Origin of the sequence: Microbacterium proteolyticum (assembly GCF_029639405.1) — a bacterium.
Lineage (GTDB): Bacteria > Actinomycetota > Actinomycetes > Actinomycetales > Microbacteriaceae > Microbacterium.
On record NZ_CP121274.1, the window covers coordinates 2,762,859 to 2,785,350 of the forward strand.

A 22,492-nucleotide genomic window follows, 5' to 3' on the forward strand; every position below is an offset into this window, starting at 1 on the left:
CGCGGGCGGTCGACGGGCGCTACAGCCGTTCGCGCGCCAGGTTCATGAGCGGACCGACGCGGTAGCCGATCACCTCGCCCATGACGAGGGAGGTCTCGGTGCGCTCGACACCCTCGATCGCGAGGATCCGCGCGTCGGTGTCGAACAGATGCTGGGTGTCGCGGCACGCCACGCGCACGAGCAGGTCGACCTGACCGCTGAGGCCGTGCGCCTGCAACACCTCGGGCACCTGCGCGAGAGCCTCGCGGATCGCCGGGAGCTCCGCCTGGCGGACCGTGACCTGCAGGAACGCCTCGATCGGGAAGCCCAGGGCCTCGGCCGACAGCGTGCGCTCGAACGCCAGGAACACCCCGCCCTTCTCGAGGCGGCTCATGCGCGCCTGGACGGTGTTGCGGGAGAGCCCCAGCTTCTCGGCGAGCGCGACCACGGTGGCCCGCGGATCGTGGGACAGGGCGCGGAGGAGATCGAGGTCGACCGCGTCGAGCTTGGTCATGCTGCGAAACATTAGCAGGATGCCCGGTCTCCGCAATGCGCACATTGCTGAACCTGCGGCGGAGGTCTTGAGCGGCCTGCCTGCCACGCGTACGGTCGGGCCTGTCGGCGACGCTGCCGGCACCCGGACCGCCCCGCTCCCACGAGGATCGCGGGCCGCACCTGGAGGGATGACGATGACGTACACCCAGACCGAGCCGGACCACGGATCGGCCGCTTCCGCCACACCCGCGGACGCCGCAGCCGAGCCCGTCGCCGACATCGACGACGTCGCCCGCGTGCTCGCGCCGGACGGCACCCGCGTGGCCGACTCCGCGCTGGACCCCTGGATCGCCGACCTCTCACCGCACGAGCTCCGCGCCCTCCACCGTGACATGGTCCTCACCCGTCGCCTCGACGCCGAGGGCGTCGCCCTCCAGCGCCAGGGGCAACTCGCCCTGTGGGCGCCGTGCCGCGGTCAGGAGGCCGTGCAGGTCGGTACCGCCCATGCGCTCGCCGCGGGCGACTTCGTCTTCCCCAGCTACCGCGAGCACGGCGTGCTGCTGGCCCGCGGCGCGCGGCCCGAGGGCTACGTCCTCGCGTGGCGCGGCGAGGAGCACTCCGCGTACGACCACACCACGATCAACGCGGCCCCGCCGCAGATCATCATCGGTGCCCAGACGCTCCACGCGACCGGGTGGGCGATGGGCGCTCAGCGCGACGGCTCGACGGATGTCGCGGTGGCGTACTTCGGCGACGGAGCGACGAGTCAGGGCGATGTGAACGAGGCCATGGTCTTCGCCTCCTCGTTCCGCGTCCCCGTCGTCTTCGTGTGCTCGAACAACCAGTGGGCGATCTCCGAGCCGGTCACCGTCCAGGCGAAGTACCCCATCGCAGGTCGCGCGCCGGGATTCGGCATCCCCAGCCTCCGGATCGACGGCAACGACGTGCTCGCCTGCGTGGCTGCGATGCGGTGGGCACTCGACCGCGCGCGCCGCGGAGAGGGCCCCGCCTTCCTCGAGGCCGTCACCTACCGGATGGGTCCGCACACCACCTCGGACGACCCCACCCGCTACCGCACCCCCGACGAGGTGGAGATGTGGGCGCAGCGCGACCCGATCGCGCGTCTCGAGGCGTACCTGTGCGCCGCCGGGGTGCTCGACGACTCCGCTCTGGCGGAGGTCGCCGCGGCGGCGGACAGCCTCGCCGCCGAGGTCCGTGCCGCCTGCATCGGCGCGACCACCCGCGCACCCGAGACGGTGTTCGACCACGTCTACGCCGAGCCGCACGCGGCCCTGGCCCAGCAGAAGGCGGACTACGTGCAGTACCTCGCCGGATTCTCGGCAGGGGAGGACCTCGCATGACCGCTCTCACGATGGGTTCGGCGATCAACGCCGGACTCGCCCGCGCCCTCGCGGACGACGACCGTGTCCTGCTCATGGGGGAGGACATCGGCAAGCTCGGCGGGGTCTTCCGCGTGACCGACGGCCTCCAGCAGCGCTTCGGCGCGCAGCGCGTCGTGGACACCCCGCTCGCCGAGGCGGGCATCGTCGGCACCGCCGTGGGCCTCGCCCTCCGCGGCTACCGCCCGGTGGTGGAGATCCAGTTCGACGGCTTCGTATACCCGGCGTTCGACCAGATCGTCTGCCAGGTCGCCAAGCTCCACTACCGCAGCAGCGGCCGGATCCGGATGCCGATGGTCATCCGCATCCCGTGGGCCGGAGGCGTGGGCGCCGCCGAGCACCACTCCGAATCGCCCGAGGCCTACTTCGCGCACACCGCGGGACTGCGCGTCGTCGCGGCGAGCACCCCGCAGGACGCTTACGTGATGCTCCGCCAGGCCGTGGCATCCGATGATCCCGTCGTGTTCTTCGAGCCCAAGCGCCTGTACCACTCCAAGGGGGAGGTGGATCTGGATGCCGACCTCGCCGACGCCCCACCCCTGCACCTCGCCCGCGTCGCCCGCGAGGGCACTGACGCGACGATCGTCACCTACGGCGCGCTCGTCCGCACGGCGCTGGACGCCGCGCTCGCCGCGGAGGACGAGGGGATCTCGCTCGAGGTCATCGACCTGCGGTCGCTGTCGCCCATGGACTTCACCACCGTCGCCGCGTCGGTGCGCAAGACCGGGCGGGTCGTCGTCGCGCACGAGGCCGCGCGCCAGGCGGGACTCGGCGCCGAGATCGTCGCGAGCATCACGGAACGCTGCTTCCACCACCTCGAGACGCCGCCGCAGCGCGTGACGGGGCACGACATCCCGTATCCGCCGTCGAAGCTGGAGAAGCACCACGTGCCCGACCTCGACCGCATCCTGCACGCGGTGGACGCGGTGCTCGAGCGGACCGGTGACCGGGAGGTGGCGCTGTGATCGCGGAACACCCCAGCCCGTGCACGTCGACCCCGACCCGGACGGAGGTGGCGCTGTGATCGCCGAATTCCTGCTTCCCGACCTCGGCGAAGGACTCCCCGAGGCCGAGATCGTGCAGTGGCTCGTCGACGAGGGAGACGAGGTGAGTCTGAACCAGACGATCGCCGAGGTCGAGACGGCCAAGGCGGTCGTGGAGATCCCCTCGCCGTACGCCGGGACCGTGCGAGGGCTCCACGCCGCCGCCGGAGATGTCGTCGCCGTGGGTTCGCCCCTGGTGTCCTTCGCGGTGGGAGAGGCGGATGCCGCCCCGACCACGCCCGGGGCTGTGCCCGGGTCCGCGGAGTCCGCCGCCGACACCCCGGCCGCGGATGACGCCGAACGGCGTGTCGCTGACGAACCCCGCACGACGGAACGGGAGTCCGCGCCCGCGGCGACCCCGAACCTCGTCGGCTACGGCGCCGCGCCCGCCTCCGGTGCGCGGCCGCGCCGCCGCCCCCGCGCCGCCGGGACGACCGCCACGGCGGAGATCGAGCACGCGGTGCACCGGTCGGCGCCGCACGACGTCGTGCCCGCGGCGGCGGCGGACTCGGCTCCCGAGCGGCCCCGGTCCACACCGCCCGTGCGCAAGCTCGCGAAAGACCTCGGCGTCGATCTCGTCCTCGTCGCCGCCGCCCACCCCGGCGACCTGGTGACGCGGGCGCACGTCGAGGAGTTCGCCGCGCGGGCGGCATCCACCGGCGCGACCTCCGTGGCGTCGACCCCCGCGCGTGCCTCCGCCGATCCGTTCTCCCTCGCGTCGACGGTCCCCCCGGCTGAGGCGTCACGGGCGGGGTCATCGCGCGCCGACACCGTTCCCCCCGCGTCGACGGTCCCCCCGGCTGTCTCCTCCGACCCGCGGACCACGCGCACGCCGATCCGCGGGGTGCGCAAGCACACCGCCGCCGCCATGGTGCGCAGCGCCTTCACCGCGCCGCACGCCACGACGTTCCTCACGCTCGACGTCACCGCGACGACCGAGCTCCTCGCCTCACTCAAGACCGATCGGGCCCTCGACGGCCACCGCATCGGAGTCCTCGCGATCGTGGCGAAGGCGGTGTGCCTCGCTCTCGGGCGCACCCCGGCGCTCAACGCCCGCTGGGACGAGGAGGCGGGCGAGATCGTCGAGCACCACTTCGTGAACCTCGGCATCGCGGCGGCGACCGATCGCGGTCTGGTCGTCCCCGTGGTCCGGGATGCCGACGCCCTGCCGCTCGTCGACCTCGCCGACGCGATCGCCGAGCTCGCCGGCACCGCCCGCGCGGGCCGGACCGCGCCCGCCGACATGACCGGCGGGACGTTCTCGATCACGAACGTCGGCGTCTTCGGCGTGGATGCCGGAACCCCGATCCTCAATCCGGGTGAGGCCGGGATCCTCGCCGTCGGGGCGGTGCGCCGCACCCCATGGGAGCACCACGGCGAGATCGCGCTGCGGGACGTGCTGACCCTCAGCCTCTCGTTCGACCACCGGCTCGTCGACGGAGCCGAGGCCGCACGCTTCCTCACCGACGTCGCCGGCGTCCTGCGCGAGCCCGGCCGGGCGATGCTCCTGCGGTGACCCGGGCACGAGGACTCGCGCTCCTTGCCCCGCACCCGATTCGAAACGCCGCGTTCGCGGCATCCGTCCCCTCGATCCCCAGGAGGATCCCCGTGAGCATCGACAGCCAGCAGGCCTTCACCGACGACGAGCGCGAGCTCGCCGGGATGGTGCGCGAGTTCGCCGACGAGGTGATCGCGCCGCGCTCCTACGAGGCCGATCGCGCCCATGAGCTGCCGCTCGACATCGTCGCCCAGATGGGGGAGTTGGGGCTGTTCGGGCTGCCGTTCCCCGAGGAGGTCGGCGGCCAGGGCGGCGACTACGCCGCGCTGTGCGTCGCGATCGAGGCGATCGCCCGTGTCGACCAGTCGCTCGCGATCACGTTGGAGGCGGGGGTGGGGCTCGGTGCCATGCCCCTCTACCGGTTCGGCAGCGACGCGCAGAAGGCCGAGTACCTGCCCGATCTCGTTTCCGGGCGCGCCCTCGCCGGGTTCGGCCTGACCGAGGCGGAGGCCGGCAGCGACGCCGGAGCCACGCGCACGACCGCCCGGCTCGACGGCGACGAGTGGGTGATCGACGGGTCGAAGCAGTTCATCACCAACTCCGGCACGGCGATCACCAGCTACGTCGCCGTCACCGCCGTCACCGACCGGAGCGGCGACCGCCCCGAGATCTCGACGATCATCGTCCCGCGGGACACCGCCGGCTTCACCGTCGGACCCGCGTACGACAAGGTCGGCTGGAACGCCTCCGACACTCATCCGCTCACCTTCGACGCCGTACGCGTCCCCGCGGCGAACCTGCTCGGCGAGCGCGGTCAGGGGTTCAAGAACTTCCTGCGCACCCTCGACGAGGGACGCGTGGCGATTGCGGCGCTCGCGACGGGAGCGGCCGAGGGATGCCTCGAAGCGGCGGTCGACTACGCCCGCAGCCGCACCGTGTTCGGTGAGCGCCTGTCGACGAAGCAGAACGTGCAGTTCACGCTCGCGCGGATGCACGCGCGCGTCCACACCGCACGTCTGGCCTGGGTGCACGCGGCGCGCCTGTGCGACGCGGGCAAGCCCTTCGCGGTGGACGCGGCCGTGGCGAAGATGACCGCGAGCGACGCGGCCATGGCCAACGCCCGGGACGCGACGCAGATCTTCGGCGGCAACGGCTTCATGAACGAGTACCCCGTCGCGCGGCACTACCGCGACTCGAAGATCCTCGAGATCGGCGAGGGGACGACCGAGGTGCAGCTCCTGGTGATCTCGCGGGCGCTGGGCCTGGCCGGGAGTACCGTTGCCGCATGATCGAGCAGCGGGGCCTGTATCTGGAGGAGTTCGTCGTCGGTGAGCGGTACGGGCATCGCCCCGGACGCACCGTCACCGACGCCGACAACGTTCTGTTCACGACCCTCACGATGAACGCGCAGGCTCTCCACCTGGATGCCGCGTACGCGGCGACCCAGCCCTTCGGCAGGCCCCTCGTGAACTCGATGTGGACGCTGTCGACCCTCGTCGGACTCTCGGTGGCGCAGCTGACCCAGGGCACGCTCGTCGCGCAGCTGGGGCTGAGCGACGTGAGCTTCCCCGCGCCCCTGTTCGTCGGTGACACCCTCACCGCCGAGACCGAGGTGGTGTCGGTGCGGCCGTCGGCATCCCGCCCCGGTCAGGGCGTCGTCGTGCTCGCGCACACCGGCCGCTCGCAGAACGACGAGGTCGTGGCCACCGCGACCCGCACGGTGCTGGTGTGGTCCCGGGACGCGGCGGGGTGAGGGCCGGGGTTCAGCTCACGACGCCGGCGTAGGCCAGCATCTCCCAGCTCTCGCCGTCCAGGCGGAAGACCGTGGCGGAGCAGTTCGGCAGGCGCTCGCCGGGGCGGGGGAACTCCCCGTCGGTGGCGTGCATGATCACCTCGCGGATGAGCGCGCCGTGCGCGACCGCGATGACGTCCACGCCCTCCGGCGTCTCGGCGACGACCTCGGCGATCGCGGCGAGCGCGCGCTCGCGCACGACCGGCCACGCTTCGGCGTTCGGCACCTGGGCGGTGTTCCACGGGCCGAAGTTCGCCTGGAAAGCGGCGGCATCCATGCCTTCCGCGTCGCCGTAGGACCTCTCGCGGAGCCCTGCCAGCCGGCGGCTCACGGTGGTGCCGAGAGCTGCGGCGATGATGTCGGCGGTCTCGGCCGCGCGCGACAGATCGCTCGACACGACGGTCACCTCGCGGCCGGCGTTCTCGGCGGCCAGGATCTCGGCGACGCCCTGGGCCTGAACCCGGCCCGTGTCGTTGAGGGGGATGTCGGTCGAGCCCTGGATGCGTCCTCCGAAGTTCCACGCCGTCTCGCCATGTCGCACCAGAGTCAGAATCGTCACGGTCCGAGCCTACCCGCGGGTGTCGGTGCCGTCGCCGCCGGGCCCGTCGCTGCGGGGCGTGAGGCGTCGGGCGGCTAGAGGAGCCCGGGCAGGCGTTCGGCGAAGGCGCCGAGCACGTCGCTCGTGCCGGCGTCGATCTTGACCGCGGCCCGCTGATCGGCCCGGGTCGCCCCGCGGTTGATGATGACGACGGGGAGGCGGCGTCGCCGCGCGCGCTCGACCAGCCGGATGCCGCTGTTGACCACGAGGGACGATCCGGCCACGATGAGCGCCTGGCTGGCGTGCACGAGCTGCTCGGCCTCGCGGAACTTCTCGACGGGGATGTACTCGCCGAAGAACACCACGTCGGGCTTGAGCGTGCCGCCGCACACCGAGCACACCGGCACGACGAACCCCTCGGCCGAGGCCGGGGTCACATCGCCGTCGGGACCGAGCTCGACGTTCTCGGGCAGCGTGATCCACGGGTTGTCGGCCTCGACGCGCGCCGCGAGATCGCGGCGGTCGAACACCTGACCGCAGTGCAGGCAGCCGACCCGCCGCATCGTGCCGTGCAGCTCGACGACGCGGTGGCTGCCGGCCCGAACGTGCAGACCGTCGACGTTCTGCGTGATGACACCGTTGGAGACGCCGGCGTTCTCGAGCGCGGCGAGCGCGCGGTGGCCGTCGTTCGGCTCGGCCGCGGCGAACACCTTCCAGCCGAGGTGGCTGCCGACCCAGTAGCGCCGGCGTGCCTCGGCGCTCGCGAGGAACTGCTGTGCCGTCATCGGCGTCCGCGTGGGCGCACCTTTGCCGCGATAGTCGGGGATCCCCGAGTCGGTGGACACCCCGGCGCCGGTGAGGACGGCCACGCGACGACCGGCGAGCACCTCGACGGCTCGATCGATGGATGCCATGGTCTCGGCATCCTTCGTCGTGTCCGTCATGCCCACCTCCGTCGGATCGAGTCTAGGACCGCGCGCGGACGCCGTCGCCCGAGGAGGCTGGCAGAGTGGGACGATGCCCGTGATCCCCCTCGACGCCGCCGACGATCCGCGCCTGGCCGACTACCGCGACCTCACCGACGTGTCCTTGCGGCGGGTCTCCGAGCCCGCGGGCGGCCTGTACATCGCGGAGTCCGCGAAGGTGCTGGATCGGGCGCTCCGCGCGGGACATCGTCCCCGCTCCGTTCTCGTGCAGGAGAAGTTCCTCGACGACGCGCTCGCCCTCGTCGGGGAGGACGCCGAGATCTACGTCGTGCCCGCCGAGGTCGCCGAACAGGTGACGGGATACGCCGTGCACCGCGGGCTCCTGGCATCCATGCACCGGCCGGTCCTGGCATCCGTCGAGGAGGTCGTGAAGGACGCGCGGCTCGTCGTCGTACTCGAAGACATCGTCGACCACACCAATATCGGAGCGGCGTTCCGTTCGGCAGCGGCCCTCGGGGCGGATGCCGTGCTCGTCACGCCCCGGTGCGCCGACCCGCTGTACCGGCGGAGCGTGCGGGTGAGCATGGGAACGGTGTTCCAGGTGCCGTGGACGCGGCTGCCGGAGTGGCCCCGGGCGAAGCCCCTGCTGCAGGAGGCAGGGCTGCACCTCGCCGCCCTCGCACTGTCGGAGGACGCGGTGACGCTCGACGCGTTCTCGGCTGCGGGGCACGAGCGCGTCGCCCTGCTGCTCGGGGCGGAGGGCGACGGGTTGAGCCGCGGGGCGCTCGCCGCCGCCGACACGGTCGTGACGATTCCGATGGCCGGGGGAGTGGACTCGCTCAACGTCGCGGCCGCGAGCGCGGTCGCGCTGTGGGAACTGGGTCGCGCGCTGCGCTGAGTTCAGACCTGCGTCTCGCGGGAGGCGGCGGGGTCCCGGCCCGGGGCGAGGGTGATCACGGGCAGCGGCTCGGGGCGCTTGGGCAGGATGTGATCGCCCGACGACTCGTGGCGCAGGCGCCGCAGCACCCACGGCACGAGGTACGAGCGTGCCCAGACCAGGTCTTTCTCGCGCGCCGCGCGCCACGTCGTGGGCGTGAGCGCTTCGGGTTGCATGGGCTGGAGGTCGTTGGGGACGTTCAGGGCGCGCAGCACCATTCGTGCCACCTCGTGGTGGCCGAGCGTGTTGTAGTGCAGGCGGTCGTCGTCGAAGAAGCGCATGTCCTGGACCTCTTTCAGCCCCCACTGGTTCGCGACGATGCAGTCGTAGCGGTCGGCGATGGAGCGGATGTTCTCGTTGTAGATCGCGACCTTCCCCCGGATGCCGCGGAACACCGGCGTGAACTCGGTGTCGATCCCCGTGAAGACGACGAGCGTCGCGCCCCCGCTGCGCAGCCGCACGACGGCATCCTCGAACTGCTGCGAGACCGCGTCGGGGTCGGTGCCGGGGCGGATGACGTCGTTCCCGCCCGCCGAGAACGTGATGAGGTCGGGCTTGAGCGCGAGCGCGGGCTCGATCTGGTCCGAGACGATCTGGCCGATCAGCTTCCCCCGCACGGCGAGGTTGGCGTACGCGAAGTCGTCGACCTGGGAGGCCAGCACCTCGGCGACACGATCCGCCCAGCCGCGGTGCCCGCCGTCGGGCAGCGGGTCGCCGATCCCCTCGGTGAACGAATCGCCGAGGGCGACGAAGCGGCGCCAGGGGTGCGGGCCGGGGTTGTCGAACGGAGACGGGGCGGGCGAGTGCGGATCGAGTGTCATCGAAACCTCCGCTTCCAGGCTAACCCCGGGCTGCGACACGGCAAGGGGTGCTGCGGGGCCCCTCTCGGCGACGGTGCCGTGCGCTGCGCTGCGGTCTGCGCGCCCATCTGCGCCGATAAACGCGATCGGCGGCGAGAAACAGGACGACGGCGCGTTTCTCATCGCCGATCGCGTTTATCGCTGGTGGGGTGGCGGAACCCTCCCCAGGCCGCAACCGCACCCCCACGGCTTCGCCTATCGTGGATGTTCGCGCTCGTGAGGGATGGAGGTTCGATGCTGGAGGAACAGGCTCGCACCCCCGAGGCGTACGACCCGGCCGCGGATGCCGACGAGCACCACTTCGGAAGCTTCGCCGCCGAGCACCTCTCACCCTCTTTCCCGCAGCGCGCACCCTGGGGAACGGCCCAGCGCCTGCGCGCCTGGCAGGCCGAGGCCCTCGACCAGTACTTCGGCTCCGACGGGCCGGACGGCGTCGGCAAGGGCCCGCGCGATTTCCTGGCCGCCGCCACCCCGGGCGCCGGTAAGACGACGTTCGCGCTCCGCCTCGCCTCCGAGCTCATGCGCCGCCGCGTCGTCGACCGCATCGTCGTCGTGGCCCCCACCGAGCACCTCAAGACCCAGTGGGCCGAGGCGGGGGCGCGCGTCGGCATCCGCCTCGACCCGTACTTCTCCAACCGGCACGCCACCCCGTCGCGGCAGTACCACGGCGTCGCGGTCACCTACGCGCAGGTGGCCGTGAAGGCCGATGTGCACCAGCGCCTGACGATGGATGCCAGAACCCTGGTGATCCTCGACGAGGTGCACCACGGCGGAGACGCGCTCAGCTGGGGCGACGCGCTGCGCGAGGCCTACGGCCGCGCCACCCGGCGTCTGCTGCTGTCGGGGACGCCGTTCCGCAGCGACACCGCGCCCATCCCGTTCGTGGAGTACCACCCCAACGACAAGGGCATCCGCCTCTCGCGCACCGACTACGCATACGGCTACCGGCGCGCGCTCGACGACGGGGTCGTGCGTCCCGTCTTCTTCCTCGTCTACGCCGGACAGATGCGCTGGCGCACCAAGGCCGGGGAGGAGATGGAGGCCCAGCTCGGGCAGGACAACACCAAGGACATCACCTCGCAGGCCTGGCGCACCGCGCTCGACCCCAACGGCGATTGGATCCCCGCGGTCCTGCGCTCCGCAGACCGGCGCCTCACCGAGGTGCGCGAGACGGTCCCGGATGCCGGCGGCCTCGTCATCGCGACCGACCAGACCGCCGCGCGGGCCTACGCCATGATCCTCGAGGACATCAGCGGCGAGAAGGTCACCGTCGTCCTCTCCGACGAAGCCGAGGCCTCGGGCCGCATCGAGACGTTCTCGAAGGGCACGAGCCGCTGGATGGTCGCCGTGCGCATGGTGTCCGAGGGAGTGGACGTCCCGCGCCTCGCCGTCGGCGTGTACGCCACGAGCGCCTCGACCCCGCTCTTCTTCGCCCAGGCCATCGGCCGCTTCGTCCGTGCCCGCCGACGCGGTGAGACCGCGAGCGTCTTCCTCCCCAACGTGCCGCAGCTCCTCGCGCTCGCCGGGGAGATGGAGGCCCAGCGCGACCACGCCCTCGACCGCGACAGCGACGCGGACGACCAGTGGAACGCCGAAGAAGACATGATGGATGCCGCCGAGCGCGAGGACAAAGCGTCCGACGCGCTCGAGCAGGAGTTCGAGTACCAGGCCCTCGGCTCGCTGGCCCACTTCGACCGCGTCCTGTTCGACGGGCAGGAGTTCGGTCAGCTCGCCGTCCCCGGCACGGTCGAGGAGGAGGAGTTCCTCGGCATCCCGGGGCTCCTCGAACCCGAACAGGTGCACGAGGTGCTCATGACGCGGGCGTCGCGCCAGTCGCGCCACCGTTCCTCGCGCGAGGCGAAGGAGAAGGCGAGCGGCCAGGAGCCGCCCAGCGTCGACGAGGGCGGGCTGCCCCAGCCCCTGCACCGCACGCTCAAGGAACAGCGGCAGCTCCTCAACAGCCTCGTCGGGCTCTACGCCCGGCAGACCGGCGAAGCGCACGGCCTCGTCCACGCCGAGCTCCGCCGCATCTGCGGCGGACCCGCCGTCTCGCACGCCACCGTCGCGCAGTTGCAGGCGCGCATCGAAGTGCTGCGCAAGCGCGTCCGGTCCTGAGAGCAGCGGATTCGCCGGGCCGAAATGCTGACGCCGAGCCGCCGGCATCCGCGTCTTTCCGGGCTTCGGAGGCCCGAAATGCTGTCAGTATCGGCCGACGCGCCCGGGGGAGGGGATCCCGCGGCCTAACGTGGGGGCCGACCTGAAGGAGAACCGTGACGATCGCCGCCACACCCACCGCCCGCGACCGCCGCCGCTGGGCGCGCTATCTCGTCGACGAGCGTGCCGAGGCCCGCGTGTACCGCGACCTCGCGAGCCGCCGCACCGGCGAGGAGCGCGAGATCCTCCTCGCGCTCGCCGAGGCCGAGGGCCGCCACGAGCAGCACTGGATCGACCTGCTCGGCGACGCTCCCCACCGACTTCCCCGGCCGGGCCTGGGCACCACGATGCTCGCCTGGATGGCCCGCCGTTTCGGCTCGATCTTCGTCCTCGCACTCGCCCAGAACGCCGAGGCGCGCTCGCCGTACGCCGACGAGCCGTACGCGACCGCGCAGATGGCCGCCGACGAGCAGGTGCATCACGAGGTCGTCCGCGGCCTCGCCGCGCGCGGCCGACGCCGCCTGTCCGGGACGTTCCGCGCCGCCGTGTTCGGCGCGAACGACGGCCTCGTGTCGAACCTCGCGCTCGTGATGGGTGTGGGGGCCACGGGCGTCGCCCCGAGCTTCGTGCTGTTCAGCGGCATCGCGGGCCTCCTCGCCGGCGCCCTGTCCATGGGCGCGGGCGAGTTCGTCTCGGTGCGCTCGCAGCGCGAGTTGCTCGAGGCCACCGAGGAGAACGACTACGCCGACGCGGCCCTGCCGCACCTCGACCTGGATGCCAACGAGCTCGCGCTCGTCTACCGCACCCGCGGAATGGATGCCGAGGAGGCCCTCGCCAAGGCGCGCGAGGTGGTCACCGCGGCCCAGGCCGGCACCGCCCCGGCCGCCGCAGCGCCCGGGGAGTCGTCGCACGAGGTCGTCGGCAGCGCGTGGGGCGCGGCGATCTCGAGCTTCCTGTTCTTCGCCTCCGGCGCGATCATCCCCGTGCTGCCGTGGATCTTCGGCATGAGCGGTGTCGGGGCGGTCGCCCTCGCACTCGGTCTCGTCGGGGTCGCCCTGCTGGGCACCGGCGCGATGGTGGGGCTGCTCTCGGGCGCCTCGCCGCTCAAGCGCGGTCTGCGCCAGCTCGCGATCGGTTTCGGCGCCGCCGCCGTGACGTACGTCCTGGGCCTGCTGTTCGGGGTGTCCGCGGCCTGACGCCCTGGCATCCGCTCGCACCCGACGTTCTGTCCGCCATAAACGCGATCCACGACGAGAAACGCGCAGACAACGCGTTTATGCGCGCGGATCGCGTTTATGACGGATGCCGAGCGGCGCGGCGCCGACGGATCGTCCCGGCGGCCGCGGCCTCGCGCGGCACCCCGGGCGCCGCGACGGCCCGGGCGCCCCGGGGCATCTCGCGGCGCGACGCTCAGCCGCGGCTCGCGCTGACCCGCGCGGCCTCGCGCACCGCCGACAGGTTCTTCCGGCCCGCGCGCGAACCGGCGAGCTTCGCGGCGATGTGCTGCGCGACCGTCACCGGTTCGTAGAGGGCCGGGGACTCCCGCGTGGCGAAGTGGGGGAGCACCCCGACCACCGCGTCGGCGTTGCCGTCGTGGAAGAACGCCGCCGACCGGCGCCGCTCGATGGTGCCGTTGATCACGGGAGGCTTGACCCGGTGCAGCGTCGAGAGCCACTTGTCGTTCGTCAGCCGTGCCGCGACGTCGCCGATGTTCACCAGCAGCGCCCCCTCGGCCGGCATGACGTCGTTCCACGACCCGTCGAGCCCCAGCACCTGCAGCCCCGCGACGCGGTCGGCCCACAGCACCGTCACGAGTCCGAAGTCGGTGTGCTCGCCCATTCCGGTCAGCTCGGCGCCCAGCTCGATCGAGCCCGGTGGCAGCGCGTAGTTGTTCATCCGCAGCACGTCGATCGAGTGGTCGGTGAGAGCGTCGAAAGAGTCGTCGGGCACCCGGAGCGCCGCCGCGAAGACGCGCGTCAGCGTCTGGGCCACCCGCCGGGCCTCGTCGAAGTACGCCTCGACCGCACCGCGGAACGCGGGGGTGGCGTCCGGCCACGTGTTCTCGGCGTAGTCCGCGGGGGTCGCCGTCGTGCCGGGATAGTCGCGCCAGGACGTGCCCACGTTGAACGCCTCGAAGAAGTCGTTCATCCGCGTCACCGGGTCGATGCCGAGGCTGTAGCTCAGCGACTCGCTCTTGGGAGGCGTGTACCCGCGGTTCTCGGCGGCCGGGCGGACGTACTGCTTCTTGGCATCCAGGGGCAGGCCGAAGAAGTCGTCGAGCGCCTCTTCGAGATCGGAGATCACCCGGTCGGGTACGCCGTGCCCGACGATCTGCATGAACCCGACGGTGCGGCAGGCGTGATCGACGGCGGCGACGACGGCCGCGCGGGCCGCCTCGGGTCCTCGGCCGACCCAGGCGGAGATGTCGATGGTGGGAACGTGGAACCGGTACATGTGGCATCCATCCTTCCGGGATGCCTCGACGCTAAAGCCACGATGTCACGTGGGCGTTTCGTCGGTGTCACGGTTGCGCCGGGTCGGGGTTCGTCGCCCGCCCGCTCCTGCAGACAACGAAGAAGGCCCCGGACGAATCCGGGGCCTTCTTCGTTCTGTGCGCGAGGGGGGACTTTCCCCACCGCCCCTCCACGCGCCGCTGCGCGGCACGCGGAGCCTCCGGCGGCGTGGGCCCAACCCCGCACGGGTTCACAGCCCTCCCGCTCCCGCAGAAACGAGAAAGACCCCCGGGATGAACCCGGGGGTCTTTCTCATCTGTGCGCGAGGGGGGACTTGAACCCCCACGCCCTATACGGGCACTAGCACCTCAAGCTAGCGCGTCTACCTATTCCGCCACCCGCGCATTGGGTGTTGGTCGCTTTCGCAACGAAGAACGACATTACCACGCCCGCGCCGTGCCCCCGAACCGCGGCCGCAACCCGGGCGCGTCCCCCTCGTGGCGTGGACGGGGGAGGGCCCGGCATCCGGGTACCGTAGTGCCCATGTCCGAGCACGATGCCGACCCGCCCGAGGTCGCCCGCGTGGCCGCCGACCTGATCCGCTTCGACACCACCAACTTCGGCGGCGGACGGTCGCGCGGCGAGCGCGAGGCCGCCGAGTACGCCGGCGCGTACCTCGAAGACCTCGGTCTCGACGTCGACTACTACGAGCCGATCGCGCGCCGCACGAACCTCTCGACGCGCGTGCCCGGCCGCAACCGCGACAAGCCGGCGCTGATCCTGCACGGCCACCTCGACGTCGTCCCCGCCGTCGCCGAGGACTGGAGCGTCGACCCTTTCGCGGGCGAGATCCGCGACGGCATCCTGTGGGGCCGCGGGGCGGTCGACATGAAGGACATGGATGCCATGATCCTCTCCGCCGTGGCCGACGTGCTGCGCGCGGGGGAGCAGCCCGAACGCGACATCATCGTGACGTTCTTCGCCGACGAGGAGAACGGCGGCGTCGAGGGTTCGGCCCTGGTGGTCCGCGACCGCCCCGAGTGGTTCGCGGGTGCCACCGAGGCGATCAGTGAGGTCGGCGGATACTCGATCACGGTCGACGATCGGCGCGCGTACCTGCTGCAGGTGGGCGAGAAGGCCCTGCTGTGGATCAAGCTCGTCGCGCGGGGCCGCGCCGGTCACGGCAGCGCCCTGCACCCCGACAACGCCGTGACCGCGGTCGCGGAGGCCGTCGCCGCCCTCGGCCGGACGCGATGGCCCGTCCGCCTGACGGACACCACGACGCAGCTCCTCGCGGGCCTCGCCGAGCTCACCGGCGATGACGCGGGCGACCCCGATCTCCTCGCGCAGCGCGCGGGCGCGGCATCGGGGTTCCTCCGCTCGACGCTTCGGACCACGACGAACCCCACGGGACTCACCGCGGGGTACAAGCACAACGTCATCCCCGACCGTGCCGAAGCCCTCATCGACGTGCGGGTGCTGCCCGGTACCGAGGAGGCGGCGCTTGCCGACATCCGCCGCATCGTCGGCCCCGACATCGAGGTCGAGATCGTCCACCAGGACATCGGACTGGAGGTGCCGTTCGCCGGCGACCTCGTGGATGCCATGGTGGGCCAGCTGGCCCGCCACGACCCCGGCGTCCCGGTGATCCCGTACCTCATGGGCGGCGGCACCGACAACAAGGCCCTGGCCTCCCTCGGAATCTCCGGTTACGGGTTCGCGCCGTTGCGACTCCCGTCCGATCTCGACTTCACCGGGATGTTCCACGGTGTGGATGAGCGCGTCCCCGTCGACGCGCTCGAGTTCGGTCGTCGAGTTCTCGCCGACCTCATCCGGACGTACTGAAGGAACGCATGCAGAACATCTTCGAGGTCATCATCCTCGGGCTCGTGCAGGGCCTGACCGAGTTCCTCCCCATCTCCTCCAGTGCGCACATCCGCATCGTGGGGGAGTTCCTGCCGTCGCAGACCGACCCGGGGGCGACGTTCACCGCGATCACGCAGCTCGGGACCGAGCTGGCGGTGCTGATCTACTTCCGCAAGAAGATCGGCCGGGTCATCTCCCGCTGGTTCGGGTCGCTCACCGGCCGGGTGCCGCGCAACGACCCCGACGCCCGCATGGGGTGGCTGATCATCATCGGCACGATCCCGATCGGGGTGGCCGGGTTCCTCCTGCAGAGCCTCATCCGCGACAACTTCCGCAGCCTCTGGATCACCGCGGTCGTGCTCATCGTCTTCGGCATCCTGCTCGGTCTCGCCGACCACTACGGCAAGCGTCGACGCGATCTCGACGACCTGACCTACCCGCACGGCCTCGCCTACGGGTTCGCGCAGGCCCTCGCCCTCGTGCCGGGCGTGTCCCGGTCGGGCGCGACGACCACGCTCGGCCGTGCCCTCGGGTACAAGCGCACCGCCGTCGCGGAGTACTCGTTCCTCCTCGCCGTCCCCGCGGTGTTCGTCAGCGGGCTGTACGAGCTCTATAAGAGCTTCGACGAGGGGACCGGGCCGTACAACCTCGGCGAGACCGCCCTGGCCACGGTGATCGCGTTCGTGGTGGGCTTCCTCGTGATCGCCTTCCTGATGCAGTACCTCAAGAAGGGCAGCTTCCTGCCGTTCGTGATCTACCGCATCGTCCTCGGCGTCGTGGTCATCGTGCTGCTCCTCACCGGAGTCGTGCCGGCCGAGTCGACCATCATCTCCGGCTGACCCCGCACGCAGCAGAACGGCGCCGCCCCCTCGGGGACGGCGCCGTTCTCGCGTTCAGCGGCGGGGCGGGTCGTCGCGGCCCGGCTTGGTCGGGCCGTCGCCGCCGCGCCGCAGGTACCGTTCGAACTCCTGCGCGATGGCGTCTCCCGATGCCTCGGGCGAATCCCACGTGTCGCGGGTCTGCTCGAGCTGGTGGATGTAGTCGCGCATCTCGTCGTCGTCCGCGGCGGCGGCGTCGATCGACGCCTCCCACGCGAGGGCTTCGGCGGCCAGCTCGCCCCGGGGAACCGGGATGCCGGAGACGGTCTCGAGGCGGTCGAGGAGCGCGAGCGTGGCCTTGGGGGAGGGCGTGTGCCCCGCGACGTAGTGCGGGACGCTGGCCCAGAGGCTCGCCGTGGGGATGCCGGCGCGCTCGGCCGCGTCGCCGAGTGCGCTCAGGATGCCGACGGGCCCCTCGTAGAGGCTCCGTTCGAGTCCGAGCGACTGGCGGACCGCGTCGTTGTCGCTGCCGGCGAAGACCGAGATCGGGCGGGTGTGCGGGACGTCGGACATCATCGAGCCCAGCGCGACGAAGCCCGTGATGTCCTCGCGGAGCGCCACGTCGACGAACTCGGCGGCGAAGGCCTGCCAGGCTCGGGCGGGCTCGACGCCCGTGAGCAGCCAGATCTCCGGGCCGTCGGTGCGCTCGGCGGGGCGGAGGAGCGTCGCCTCGGGCCACGTGAGCGTGCGGCGACCCTCGGCATCCACTCCGACCTGCGGGCGCGTGTACTGGTAGTCGAAGTACAGCTCGGGGTCGACCGAGTGCACCACCTCGTAGTCGCCGCCGGCGCGCAGCATCGACGCCGCGGCCGAGGCCGCCTCTCCGGCGTCGTTCCACCCGTCGAAAGCGGCGACGATGATCCGGCGACCCAGTGCGTCCACGCAACCTCCTCTGCCCCTGCGGGGCTGGATATCCAGGATAGGCGCATGCGCCCGGGGGAGCGCGAGGCGGCCGCCGGGCGCTCGATACGATGGAACGATGACTTCCCCCGCCCCCGCCGCCGTCCTGTGGGACATGGACGGCACCCTGGTCGACACCGAACCTTTCTGGATGGCGGCGGAGACCCCCCTCGTGGAGCGCTTCGGCGGCACCTGGTCGCACGCGCAGGCGCTGGGGATGGTCGGGCTCGCCCTCGAGGACTCCGCCCGCCTGCTGCAGAACGCCGGGGTCCCCTGGGGCGTCGACGAGATCATCGCCCACCTGACCGATGAGGTGCTGCGGCAGCTCGCCGTGGAAGGCGTGCCCTTCCGGCCCGGCGCCCGCGAACTGCTCGCCGACCTCCGCCGCGCCGGCGTGAAGACCGCCCTCGTGACGATGTCGATGCGGCGCATGGCGCTCTCGGTCGTCGACCTGATCGACTTCCCCGCGTTCGACGTCGTCGTCGCCGGCGACGACGTCGCACGGCCCAAGCCCCACCCCGATCCCTACCTCCAGGCGGCCGACGCCCTCGGCGTCTCGATCGTCGACACCGTCGCGATCGAGGACTCGCCCAACGGCCTGCGCTCGGCGATCGCCAGCGGCGCGGTCACCCTCGGCGTCCCGCTCATGGTGCCGCTCGACGGGGTCGGGGCCCACGACCTCTGGCCGACGTTGGAGGGACGCGGCGCCGCGGACCTCGCGACCCTTCACTTCACCCACGCAGCCGCGCCGAACCCGCAGGAGACCCGATGAGCGAGACCCCGCACCTGAGCGGACCCTTCCGGGTCGGCGATCGCGTGCAGCTGACCGGGCCCAAGGGCCGGATGCACACGATCACGCTGCGTGAGAACGGCGAGCTGCACACCCACAACGGCGTCCTCAAGCACGAACTCCTCGTGGGCCAGCCCGACGGCAGCGTCGTCACCAACAGCTCCGGTCACGACTACCTGGCGCTGCGGCCGCTGCTGCGCGACTTCGTGATGTCGATGCCGCGGGGGGCGGCGATCGTCTATCCGAAGGACGCGGCGCAGATCCTCTCGCAGGCCGACATCTTCCCCGGCGCGACGGTCGTGGAGGCGGGCGTCGGTTCGGGCGCACTGTCGCTGTGGCTGCTGCGTGCCATCGGTCCGAGCGGGCGCCTGGTGTCGTTCGAACGCCGCGAGGAGTTCGCGGACGTGGCGCGCGCCAACGTCGAGACGTTCCTCGGCGCGACCCCCGCCACGTGGGAGGTCGTCGTCGGCGACCTCGTCGAGAACCTCCCGGATGCCGTCGCCCCGGCATCCGTCGATCGTGTCGTGCTCGACATGCTCGCGCCGTGGGAGTGCATCGACGCCGCGGCCGACGCGCTCACCCCCGGAGGCGTCGTGCTCTGCTACGTCGCCACCGCGACCCAGCTGAGCCGCGTCGCGGAGTACATCCGTGCCACGGGGCTGTTCACCGACCCGGATGCCTCCGAGACCATGGTCCGCGGCTGGCACGTCGAAGGACTCGCGGTCCGCCCCGACCACCGCATGGTGGCGCACACCGGCTTCCTGCTCACCGCCCGCCGTCTCGCCCCGGGCGCCGTCCCGCCCGAGGTCAAGCGCCGCGCGTCGAAGTCGAGCTACGGCGACGAGGACGTCGAGCTGTGGACCCCCGGCGCCGTCGGCGACCGCGAGATCACCGACAAGAACCTCCGCAAGCGCGTGCGGGAGGCGCAGAAGGCCGCCGACGGTGTCCGTCACCGCGAGGGCGACCCCGCGGGCGCGACGGAGACACCCGACGCGAACGCCTAAACTGATCCGGTGCGCAGACTCCCCGCCCTCGTCGCCGTGACCGCCCTGGCCGCCATCGGTCTCGTCGGATGCTCGGCATCCCCCGCCGCGTCGTGCTCGGATCCCACCGACAGTGCGATCGGGGCCGCGGTCCAGGCCGACGGCGACTTCGGCACGGCGCCCACGGTTTCCGTGCGTTCCCCCTTCCTTCCCGAGCAGTCCGGCGCGCAGACGCTCATCGCCGGCGACGGCGAGCGCCTCACCGTCGACAACCAGCTCGCCCTGGTCGATGTGACGGTGTTCGACGCGACCACCGGTGAGAAGCTGGTCGCCACCCCGTACAAGTCCGACGTCGCGTCGGCGACGCCCCTGTCGAGGCTCGCGCAGTCGATCCCCGCCATCGCGCCGCTGCTGCACTGCGCGGCGGAGGGCTCCCGCGTGGCGGTGGCGATCCCCGGCTCCGATCTCGGTGCCCAGGGCGCCCAGGCCCTCGGCGTGAACGAGGGCGACGGTGCGGTCTTCGTCTTCGACCTCCGCCGGGTGTTCCTGCCCGCGGCGAACGGCGCCGACCAGTTCAACGCCGATTCGGGCATGCCCTCCGTCGTGCGCGCGCCCGACGGTCAGCCGGGTGTCGTCATCCCCGCCGGTGACGCTCCCACCGAGGCGCGGTCGCAGACCATCAAGAAGGGCTCGGGCGAAGAGGTGACCGCCGACTCGTCGGTCGTCATCCACCTCCAGGGCATCGCGTGGGGAGCCACGACCACGTTCGCCTCCACCTGGGACAACGGCGCGCCCGGGCAGGCGGCGGTGTCGGCACTGCCGCCCGCGCTCGCCTCCGCGCTCGAGGGCCAGACCGTCGGCTCCCAGGTGCTGGTCGTCGTGCCCGCCGACCAGACGGAGGCCGACCAGCAGGCGTTGCAGGCGCCCGCGGACAAGGCGCTCGTCTACGTCGTGGACATCCTCGGCGTCGTCGGCTGACCGACCACCGCGCCTAGGATGGGCGGGTGTCCGCCACCTCGTCCCGACCCGCTCCGGAGGAGCGTCTGGTCAACCTCGTCGTCGCCCTCATGGCGACCGAACAGGGGCTGACCAAAGAGACGATCCTGTCGTCGGTGGCCGGTTATCGCGAGCAGTGGGAGGCCGGGGCGTCCAAGGACGCGCTCGAGAAGATGTTCGAGCGCGACAAGGAGAATCTGCGCGGACTCGGCGTTCCGATCGAGACGATCGGCGACCGCGCCGACCCCGAAGACCTGCGCGAGGCCCGCTACCGCGTGCCGACCGCCGAGTACGCCCTCCCCGAAGACATCTCCTTCAGCCCGGCCGAGGTCGCGCTGCTGAACATCGCCGGCAGCGTCTGGGGGAGCGAATCGCTCTCCGCCGACGCGCGCAGCGGACTGCGCAAGATCCGCGCGCTCGGCATCCCGGTCGACGAACCGATCATCGGCTACGCGCCGCGCATCCGGGCTCGGGATGCCGCCTTCCCTGCGCTCCAGCGCGCGATCGAGCAGTGCCGCGTCGTCACGTTCAGCTACCTGCGTCCGGGCGATGCGCGGTCGCGGGAGCGTCGCATCCGTCCTCTGGCCTTGCTGGAGTACGAGGCGCGGTGGCACGTCTTCGGGTTCGACCTGACGATGGATGCCGAGCGCACGTTCCTGCTGTCGCGCATCGTCGGCGACGTGACGGTGACGCGCGAACGCTTCGACGAGGCGCTCCGGGTCGGTGCGGGGGAGCGGGCCCTCGCCGGTCTCGAGGAGGTCGCGCGACGACAGCGGGCGCTGCTGGAGGTGCATCCCGGCACCGAGGCCGCGCTGCGGCTGTCGCGTCGCGCCGAGTCCGCGCCGCAGGGCATCGTCGTCCCGTACGTCGATCTCCACGTGTTCGCCGACGAGCTCGCGTCGTACGGGCCCGAGGTCCGCGTCGTGGCGCCCGACGACCTCCGCGACCAGGTGATCCGGCGTCTGACCGCGACACTCGCGCTGCACGGAGGTGCCGCGTGAGTTCCGACCGCGCCCTTCCCGCGCTCGACCGAGCCGCCCTCCTCCTCCAGCTCGTGCCGTACATCGTCGGCAAGGGCGAGGTGTCCATCGCCGAAGCCGCGGCCGACTTCGACGTCACCGCCGACCAGATGCGGGCGATGGTCGAGCGTCTCACCGTCATCGGACTGCCCGGCGAGGGCGGCTACTGGCAGCTCCCGAACGAACTGTTCGACATCGACTGGGATCTGCTCGACAGAGACGACGTCATCTCGATCACGAACACCGTCGGGCTCGAGCGGTCGCCGCGTCTCACCGCCCGCGAGGCCGCCGCTCTGCTCGCGGGTCTCCAGCTGACCCGGACGCTCCCCGGCGTCGGTGACAGCGCGCTCGTCACGGGCCTGCTGGCGAAGTTGCGGCGCGGTGCGTCGTCGACCCCGCCCGCGGTGATCGTCGCGCCAGGCCCCGTGGACGGCGTCCGCGACGTGGTCGACCGGGCTCTGCGCCGGCGCGTGGCGGTGTCGTTCACCTACCGCGCCCCGGGGACCGGCCCCACCATCCGTACCGTCGACCCCATCAAGGTGCACATCGCCGGCGGGCAGTGGTACCTGCAGGGGTGGTGCCACACGCGCGAGGCCGTGCGGACGTTCCTCCTCGAGCGCGTCTCCGATCCCGAGCTCACCGACATCCCCGCCGTCCACGGCGCCGACCCCGTGCCCGAGCTATTTGCCCCCTCCGACGACGAGGTCGTCGCGCGTTTCCGGTTCCCCCGTGCGGTGGCGCCGCTGCTGTCGGACTACCTCGAGCGCGCCACCATCGAGGGTGAGGGCGACGTCGCCGTCGCGTCGCTCCGCCTGGCCGACGAGCAGAGCCTGAAGCGCCTCGCCGCCCGCCGTGGCGGCGAGGTCGAGCTGATCGAGCCGACCGGTGCCCGCGCGGCCGCGGCCGCGTGGGCGGCGGCGGGTCTCGCCCAGTACGGCGGCGATGTGTCGCCCGAGGGGTGAACCCGGGGTGCTCTCCGGCCGTC

Annotated in this window: 21 protein-coding genes and 1 tRNA gene; 15 read left to right on the forward strand and 7 right to left on the reverse strand. The window is 72.0% G+C overall.

The features are described 5' to 3' along the window. Nucleotides 1–19 precede the first annotated feature (19 nt). Nucleotides 20–493 carry an Lrp/AsnC family transcriptional regulator gene (locus P8R59_RS13865; protein WP_077050030.1) on the reverse strand — a complete coding sequence of 158 codons (474 nt, stop codon included), beginning with the start codon at nt 491–493 and terminating at the stop codon, nt 20–22. Nucleotides 494–668: 175 nt separating this feature from the next. On the opposite strand from P8R59_RS13865, the gene pdhA reads away from it, so the two are divergent. The 5 genes from pdhA to P8R59_RS13890 all read left to right on the forward strand — a co-directional run bounded on the left by pdhA (nt 669) and on the right by P8R59_RS13890 (nt 6,168). Next, nucleotides 669–1,835: a pyruvate dehydrogenase (acetyl-transferring) E1 component subunit alpha gene (gene pdhA / locus P8R59_RS13870; RefSeq protein WP_278101542.1), complete on the forward strand. Its 1,167-nt coding sequence runs from the start codon at nt 669–671 to the stop codon at nt 1,833–1,835. Further along, entirely contained in the window at nt 1,832–2,839 is a 1,008-nt protein-coding gene (locus tag P8R59_RS13875) for an alpha-ketoacid dehydrogenase subunit beta (RefSeq protein ID WP_278101543.1), read from the forward strand. Before pdhA ends, P8R59_RS13875 begins: the two co-directional genes overlap by 4 nt. 55 nt (nt 2,840–2,894) lie before the next feature. Continuing rightward, nucleotides 2,895–4,433: a dihydrolipoamide acetyltransferase family protein gene (locus P8R59_RS13880; RefSeq protein WP_278101544.1), complete on the forward strand. Its 1,539-nt coding sequence runs from the start codon at nt 2,895–2,897 to the stop codon at nt 4,431–4,433. 92 nt (nt 4,434–4,525) lie between these two features. Next, complete coding sequence (locus tag P8R59_RS13885; protein ID WP_278101545.1) at nt 4,526–5,704, forward strand: acyl-CoA dehydrogenase family protein; 1,179 nt, start codon at nt 4,526–4,528, stop codon at nt 5,702–5,704. After that, entirely contained in the window at nt 5,701–6,168 is a 468-nt protein-coding gene (locus P8R59_RS13890) for a MaoC family dehydratase (protein ID WP_278101546.1), read from the forward strand. Before P8R59_RS13885 ends, P8R59_RS13890 begins: the two co-directional genes overlap by 4 nt. A gap of 10 nt (nt 6,169–6,178) precedes the next feature. Here P8R59_RS13890 and P8R59_RS13895 read toward each other — a convergent pair whose 3' ends face one another. Both P8R59_RS13895 and P8R59_RS13900 read right to left on the reverse strand, forming a co-directional pair. After that, nucleotides 6,179–6,766 (reverse strand): histidine phosphatase family protein, encoded by a 588-nt coding sequence (locus tag P8R59_RS13895; protein ID WP_278101547.1) that lies wholly within the window; start codon nt 6,764–6,766, stop codon nt 6,179–6,181. Nucleotides 6,767–6,840: 74 nt separating this feature from the next. Continuing rightward, the gene (locus tag P8R59_RS13900; protein WP_077050036.1) at nt 6,841–7,689 is read right to left on the reverse strand and encodes a Sir2 family NAD-dependent protein deacetylase; all 849 of its coding nucleotides are present in this window, start codon (nt 7,687–7,689) and stop codon (nt 6,841–6,843) included. 73 nt (nt 7,690–7,762) lie between these two features. Between P8R59_RS13900 and P8R59_RS13905 the strand changes: the two genes are divergently transcribed. Further along, a complete protein-coding gene (locus P8R59_RS13905; RefSeq protein WP_077050037.1) occupies nt 7,763–8,569 on the forward strand; it encodes a TrmH family RNA methyltransferase in 807 nt (268 codons plus the stop codon). A gap of 2 nt (nt 8,570–8,571) precedes the next feature. On the opposite strand, the gene P8R59_RS13910 is transcribed toward P8R59_RS13905, so the two are convergent. Beyond that, on the reverse strand, nt 8,572–9,429 hold the full coding sequence (locus P8R59_RS13910) for an SGNH/GDSL hydrolase family protein (protein ID WP_278101548.1): 858 nt from the start codon (nt 9,427–9,429) through the stop codon (nt 8,572–8,574). A 273-nt stretch (nt 9,430–9,702) separates the two neighbouring features. Here P8R59_RS13910 and P8R59_RS13915 point away from each other — a divergent pair, with 273 nt between their 5' ends. Both P8R59_RS13915 and P8R59_RS13920 read left to right on the forward strand, forming a co-directional pair. Then, the gene (locus tag P8R59_RS13915; protein ID WP_278101549.1) at nt 9,703–11,583 is read left to right on the forward strand and encodes a DEAD/DEAH box helicase; all 1,881 of its coding nucleotides are present in this window, start codon (nt 9,703–9,705) and stop codon (nt 11,581–11,583) included. Nucleotides 11,584–11,738: 155 nt separating this feature from the next. Next, complete coding sequence (locus tag P8R59_RS13920) at nt 11,739–12,818, forward strand: VIT1/CCC1 transporter family protein (RefSeq protein ID WP_278101550.1); 1,080 nt, start codon at nt 11,739–11,741, stop codon at nt 12,816–12,818. Nucleotides 12,819–13,032: 214 nt separating this feature from the next. On the opposite strand, the gene P8R59_RS13925 is transcribed toward P8R59_RS13920, so the two are convergent. Further along, nucleotides 13,033–14,076: an isopenicillin N synthase family dioxygenase gene (locus P8R59_RS13925; RefSeq protein WP_278101551.1), complete on the reverse strand. Its 1,044-nt coding sequence runs from the start codon at nt 14,074–14,076 to the stop codon at nt 13,033–13,035. Between the two features lie 318 nt (nt 14,077–14,394). Then, nucleotides 14,395–14,479: transfer RNA gene (locus P8R59_RS13930), tRNA-Leu, on the reverse strand. Between the two features lie 139 nt (nt 14,480–14,618). On the opposite strand from P8R59_RS13930, the gene P8R59_RS13935 reads away from it, so the two are divergent. Beyond that, a complete protein-coding gene (locus P8R59_RS13935; RefSeq protein ID WP_278101552.1) occupies nt 14,619–15,920 on the forward strand; it encodes a M20/M25/M40 family metallo-hydrolase in 1,302 nt (433 codons plus the stop codon). 8 nt (nt 15,921–15,928) lie between these two features. Then, nucleotides 15,929–16,780, forward strand: coding sequence for an undecaprenyl-diphosphate phosphatase (locus P8R59_RS13940; RefSeq protein WP_278101553.1), 852 nt, complete (start codon nt 15,929–15,931; stop codon nt 16,778–16,780). Nucleotides 16,781–16,834: 54 nt separating this feature from the next. Here the strand turns inward: P8R59_RS13940 and P8R59_RS13945 are convergent, their stop codons facing one another. Beyond that, nucleotides 16,835–17,701, reverse strand: coding sequence for a PAC2 family protein (locus P8R59_RS13945; protein ID WP_278101554.1), 867 nt, complete (start codon nt 17,699–17,701; stop codon nt 16,835–16,837). Nucleotides 17,702–17,798: 97 nt separating this feature from the next. Here P8R59_RS13945 and P8R59_RS13950 point away from each other — a divergent pair, with 97 nt between their 5' ends. Genes P8R59_RS13950 through P8R59_RS13970 form a run of 5 tightly spaced genes read left to right on the forward strand, consistent with a single transcriptional unit; the run spans nt 17,799 to nt 22,469 of the window. Further along, entirely contained in the window at nt 17,799–18,491 is a 693-nt protein-coding gene (locus tag P8R59_RS13950; protein ID WP_278101555.1) for an HAD family hydrolase, read from the forward strand. Beyond that, nucleotides 18,488–19,513 (forward strand): tRNA (adenine-N1)-methyltransferase, encoded by a 1,026-nt coding sequence (locus tag P8R59_RS13955; RefSeq protein ID WP_077050045.1) that lies wholly within the window; start codon nt 18,488–18,490, stop codon nt 19,511–19,513. The genes P8R59_RS13950 and P8R59_RS13955 overlap by 4 nt, the downstream gene beginning before the upstream one ends. Nucleotides 19,514–19,522: 9 nt before the next feature. Next, nucleotides 19,523–20,470, forward strand: a complete 948-nt coding sequence (locus P8R59_RS13960; RefSeq protein ID WP_077050046.1) for an FKBP-type peptidyl-prolyl cis-trans isomerase — start codon at nt 19,523–19,525, stop codon at nt 20,468–20,470. A 26-nt stretch (nt 20,471–20,496) separates the two neighbouring features. After that, on the forward strand, nt 20,497–21,489 hold the full coding sequence (locus tag P8R59_RS13965; protein WP_278101556.1) for a helix-turn-helix transcriptional regulator: 993 nt from the start codon (nt 20,497–20,499) through the stop codon (nt 21,487–21,489). Then, the gene (locus P8R59_RS13970) at nt 21,486–22,469 is read left to right on the forward strand and encodes a helix-turn-helix transcriptional regulator (RefSeq protein ID WP_077050048.1); all 984 of its coding nucleotides are present in this window, start codon (nt 21,486–21,488) and stop codon (nt 22,467–22,469) included. The genes P8R59_RS13965 and P8R59_RS13970 overlap by 4 nt, the downstream gene beginning before the upstream one ends. Nucleotides 22,470–22,492 lie beyond the last annotated feature (23 nt).

What these genes read in the sequence shown, in the direction of transcription:
- P8R59_RS13865 (WP_077050030.1), bottom strand. Translation starts at nt 493, where the DNA reads ATGACCAAGCTCGACGCGGTCGACCTCGATCTCCTCCGCGCCCTGTCC.
- pdhA (WP_278101542.1), top strand. Translation starts at nt 669, where the DNA reads ATGACGTACACCCAGACCGAGCCGGACCACGGATCGGCCGCTTCCGCC.
- P8R59_RS13875 (WP_278101543.1), top strand. Translation starts at nt 1,832, where the DNA reads ATGACCGCTCTCACGATGGGTTCGGCGATCAACGCCGGACTCGCCCGC.
- P8R59_RS13890 (WP_278101546.1), top strand. Translation starts at nt 5,701, where the DNA reads ATGATCGAGCAGCGGGGCCTGTATCTGGAGGAGTTCGTCGTCGGTGAG.
- P8R59_RS13900 (WP_077050036.1), bottom strand. Translation starts at nt 7,689, where the DNA reads ATGACGGACACGACGAAGGATGCCGAGACCATGGCATCCATCGATCGA.
- P8R59_RS13905 (WP_077050037.1), top strand. Translation starts at nt 7,763, where the DNA reads ATGCCCGTGATCCCCCTCGACGCCGCCGACGATCCGCGCCTGGCCGAC.
- P8R59_RS13910 (WP_278101548.1), bottom strand. Translation starts at nt 9,429, where the DNA reads ATGACACTCGATCCGCACTCGCCCGCCCCGTCTCCGTTCGACAACCCC.
- P8R59_RS13915 (WP_278101549.1), top strand. Translation starts at nt 9,703, where the DNA reads ATGCTGGAGGAACAGGCTCGCACCCCCGAGGCGTACGACCCGGCCGCG.
- P8R59_RS13925 (WP_278101551.1), bottom strand. Translation starts at nt 14,076, where the DNA reads ATGTACCGGTTCCACGTTCCCACCATCGACATCTCCGCCTGGGTCGGC.
- P8R59_RS13935 (WP_278101552.1), top strand. Translation starts at nt 14,619, where the DNA reads ATGTCCGAGCACGATGCCGACCCGCCCGAGGTCGCCCGCGTGGCCGCC.
- P8R59_RS13940 (WP_278101553.1), top strand. Translation starts at nt 15,929, where the DNA reads ATGCAGAACATCTTCGAGGTCATCATCCTCGGGCTCGTGCAGGGCCTG.
- P8R59_RS13950 (WP_278101555.1), top strand. Translation starts at nt 17,799, where the DNA reads ATGACTTCCCCCGCCCCCGCCGCCGTCCTGTGGGACATGGACGGCACC.
- P8R59_RS13955 (WP_077050045.1), top strand. Translation starts at nt 18,488, where the DNA reads ATGAGCGAGACCCCGCACCTGAGCGGACCCTTCCGGGTCGGCGATCGC.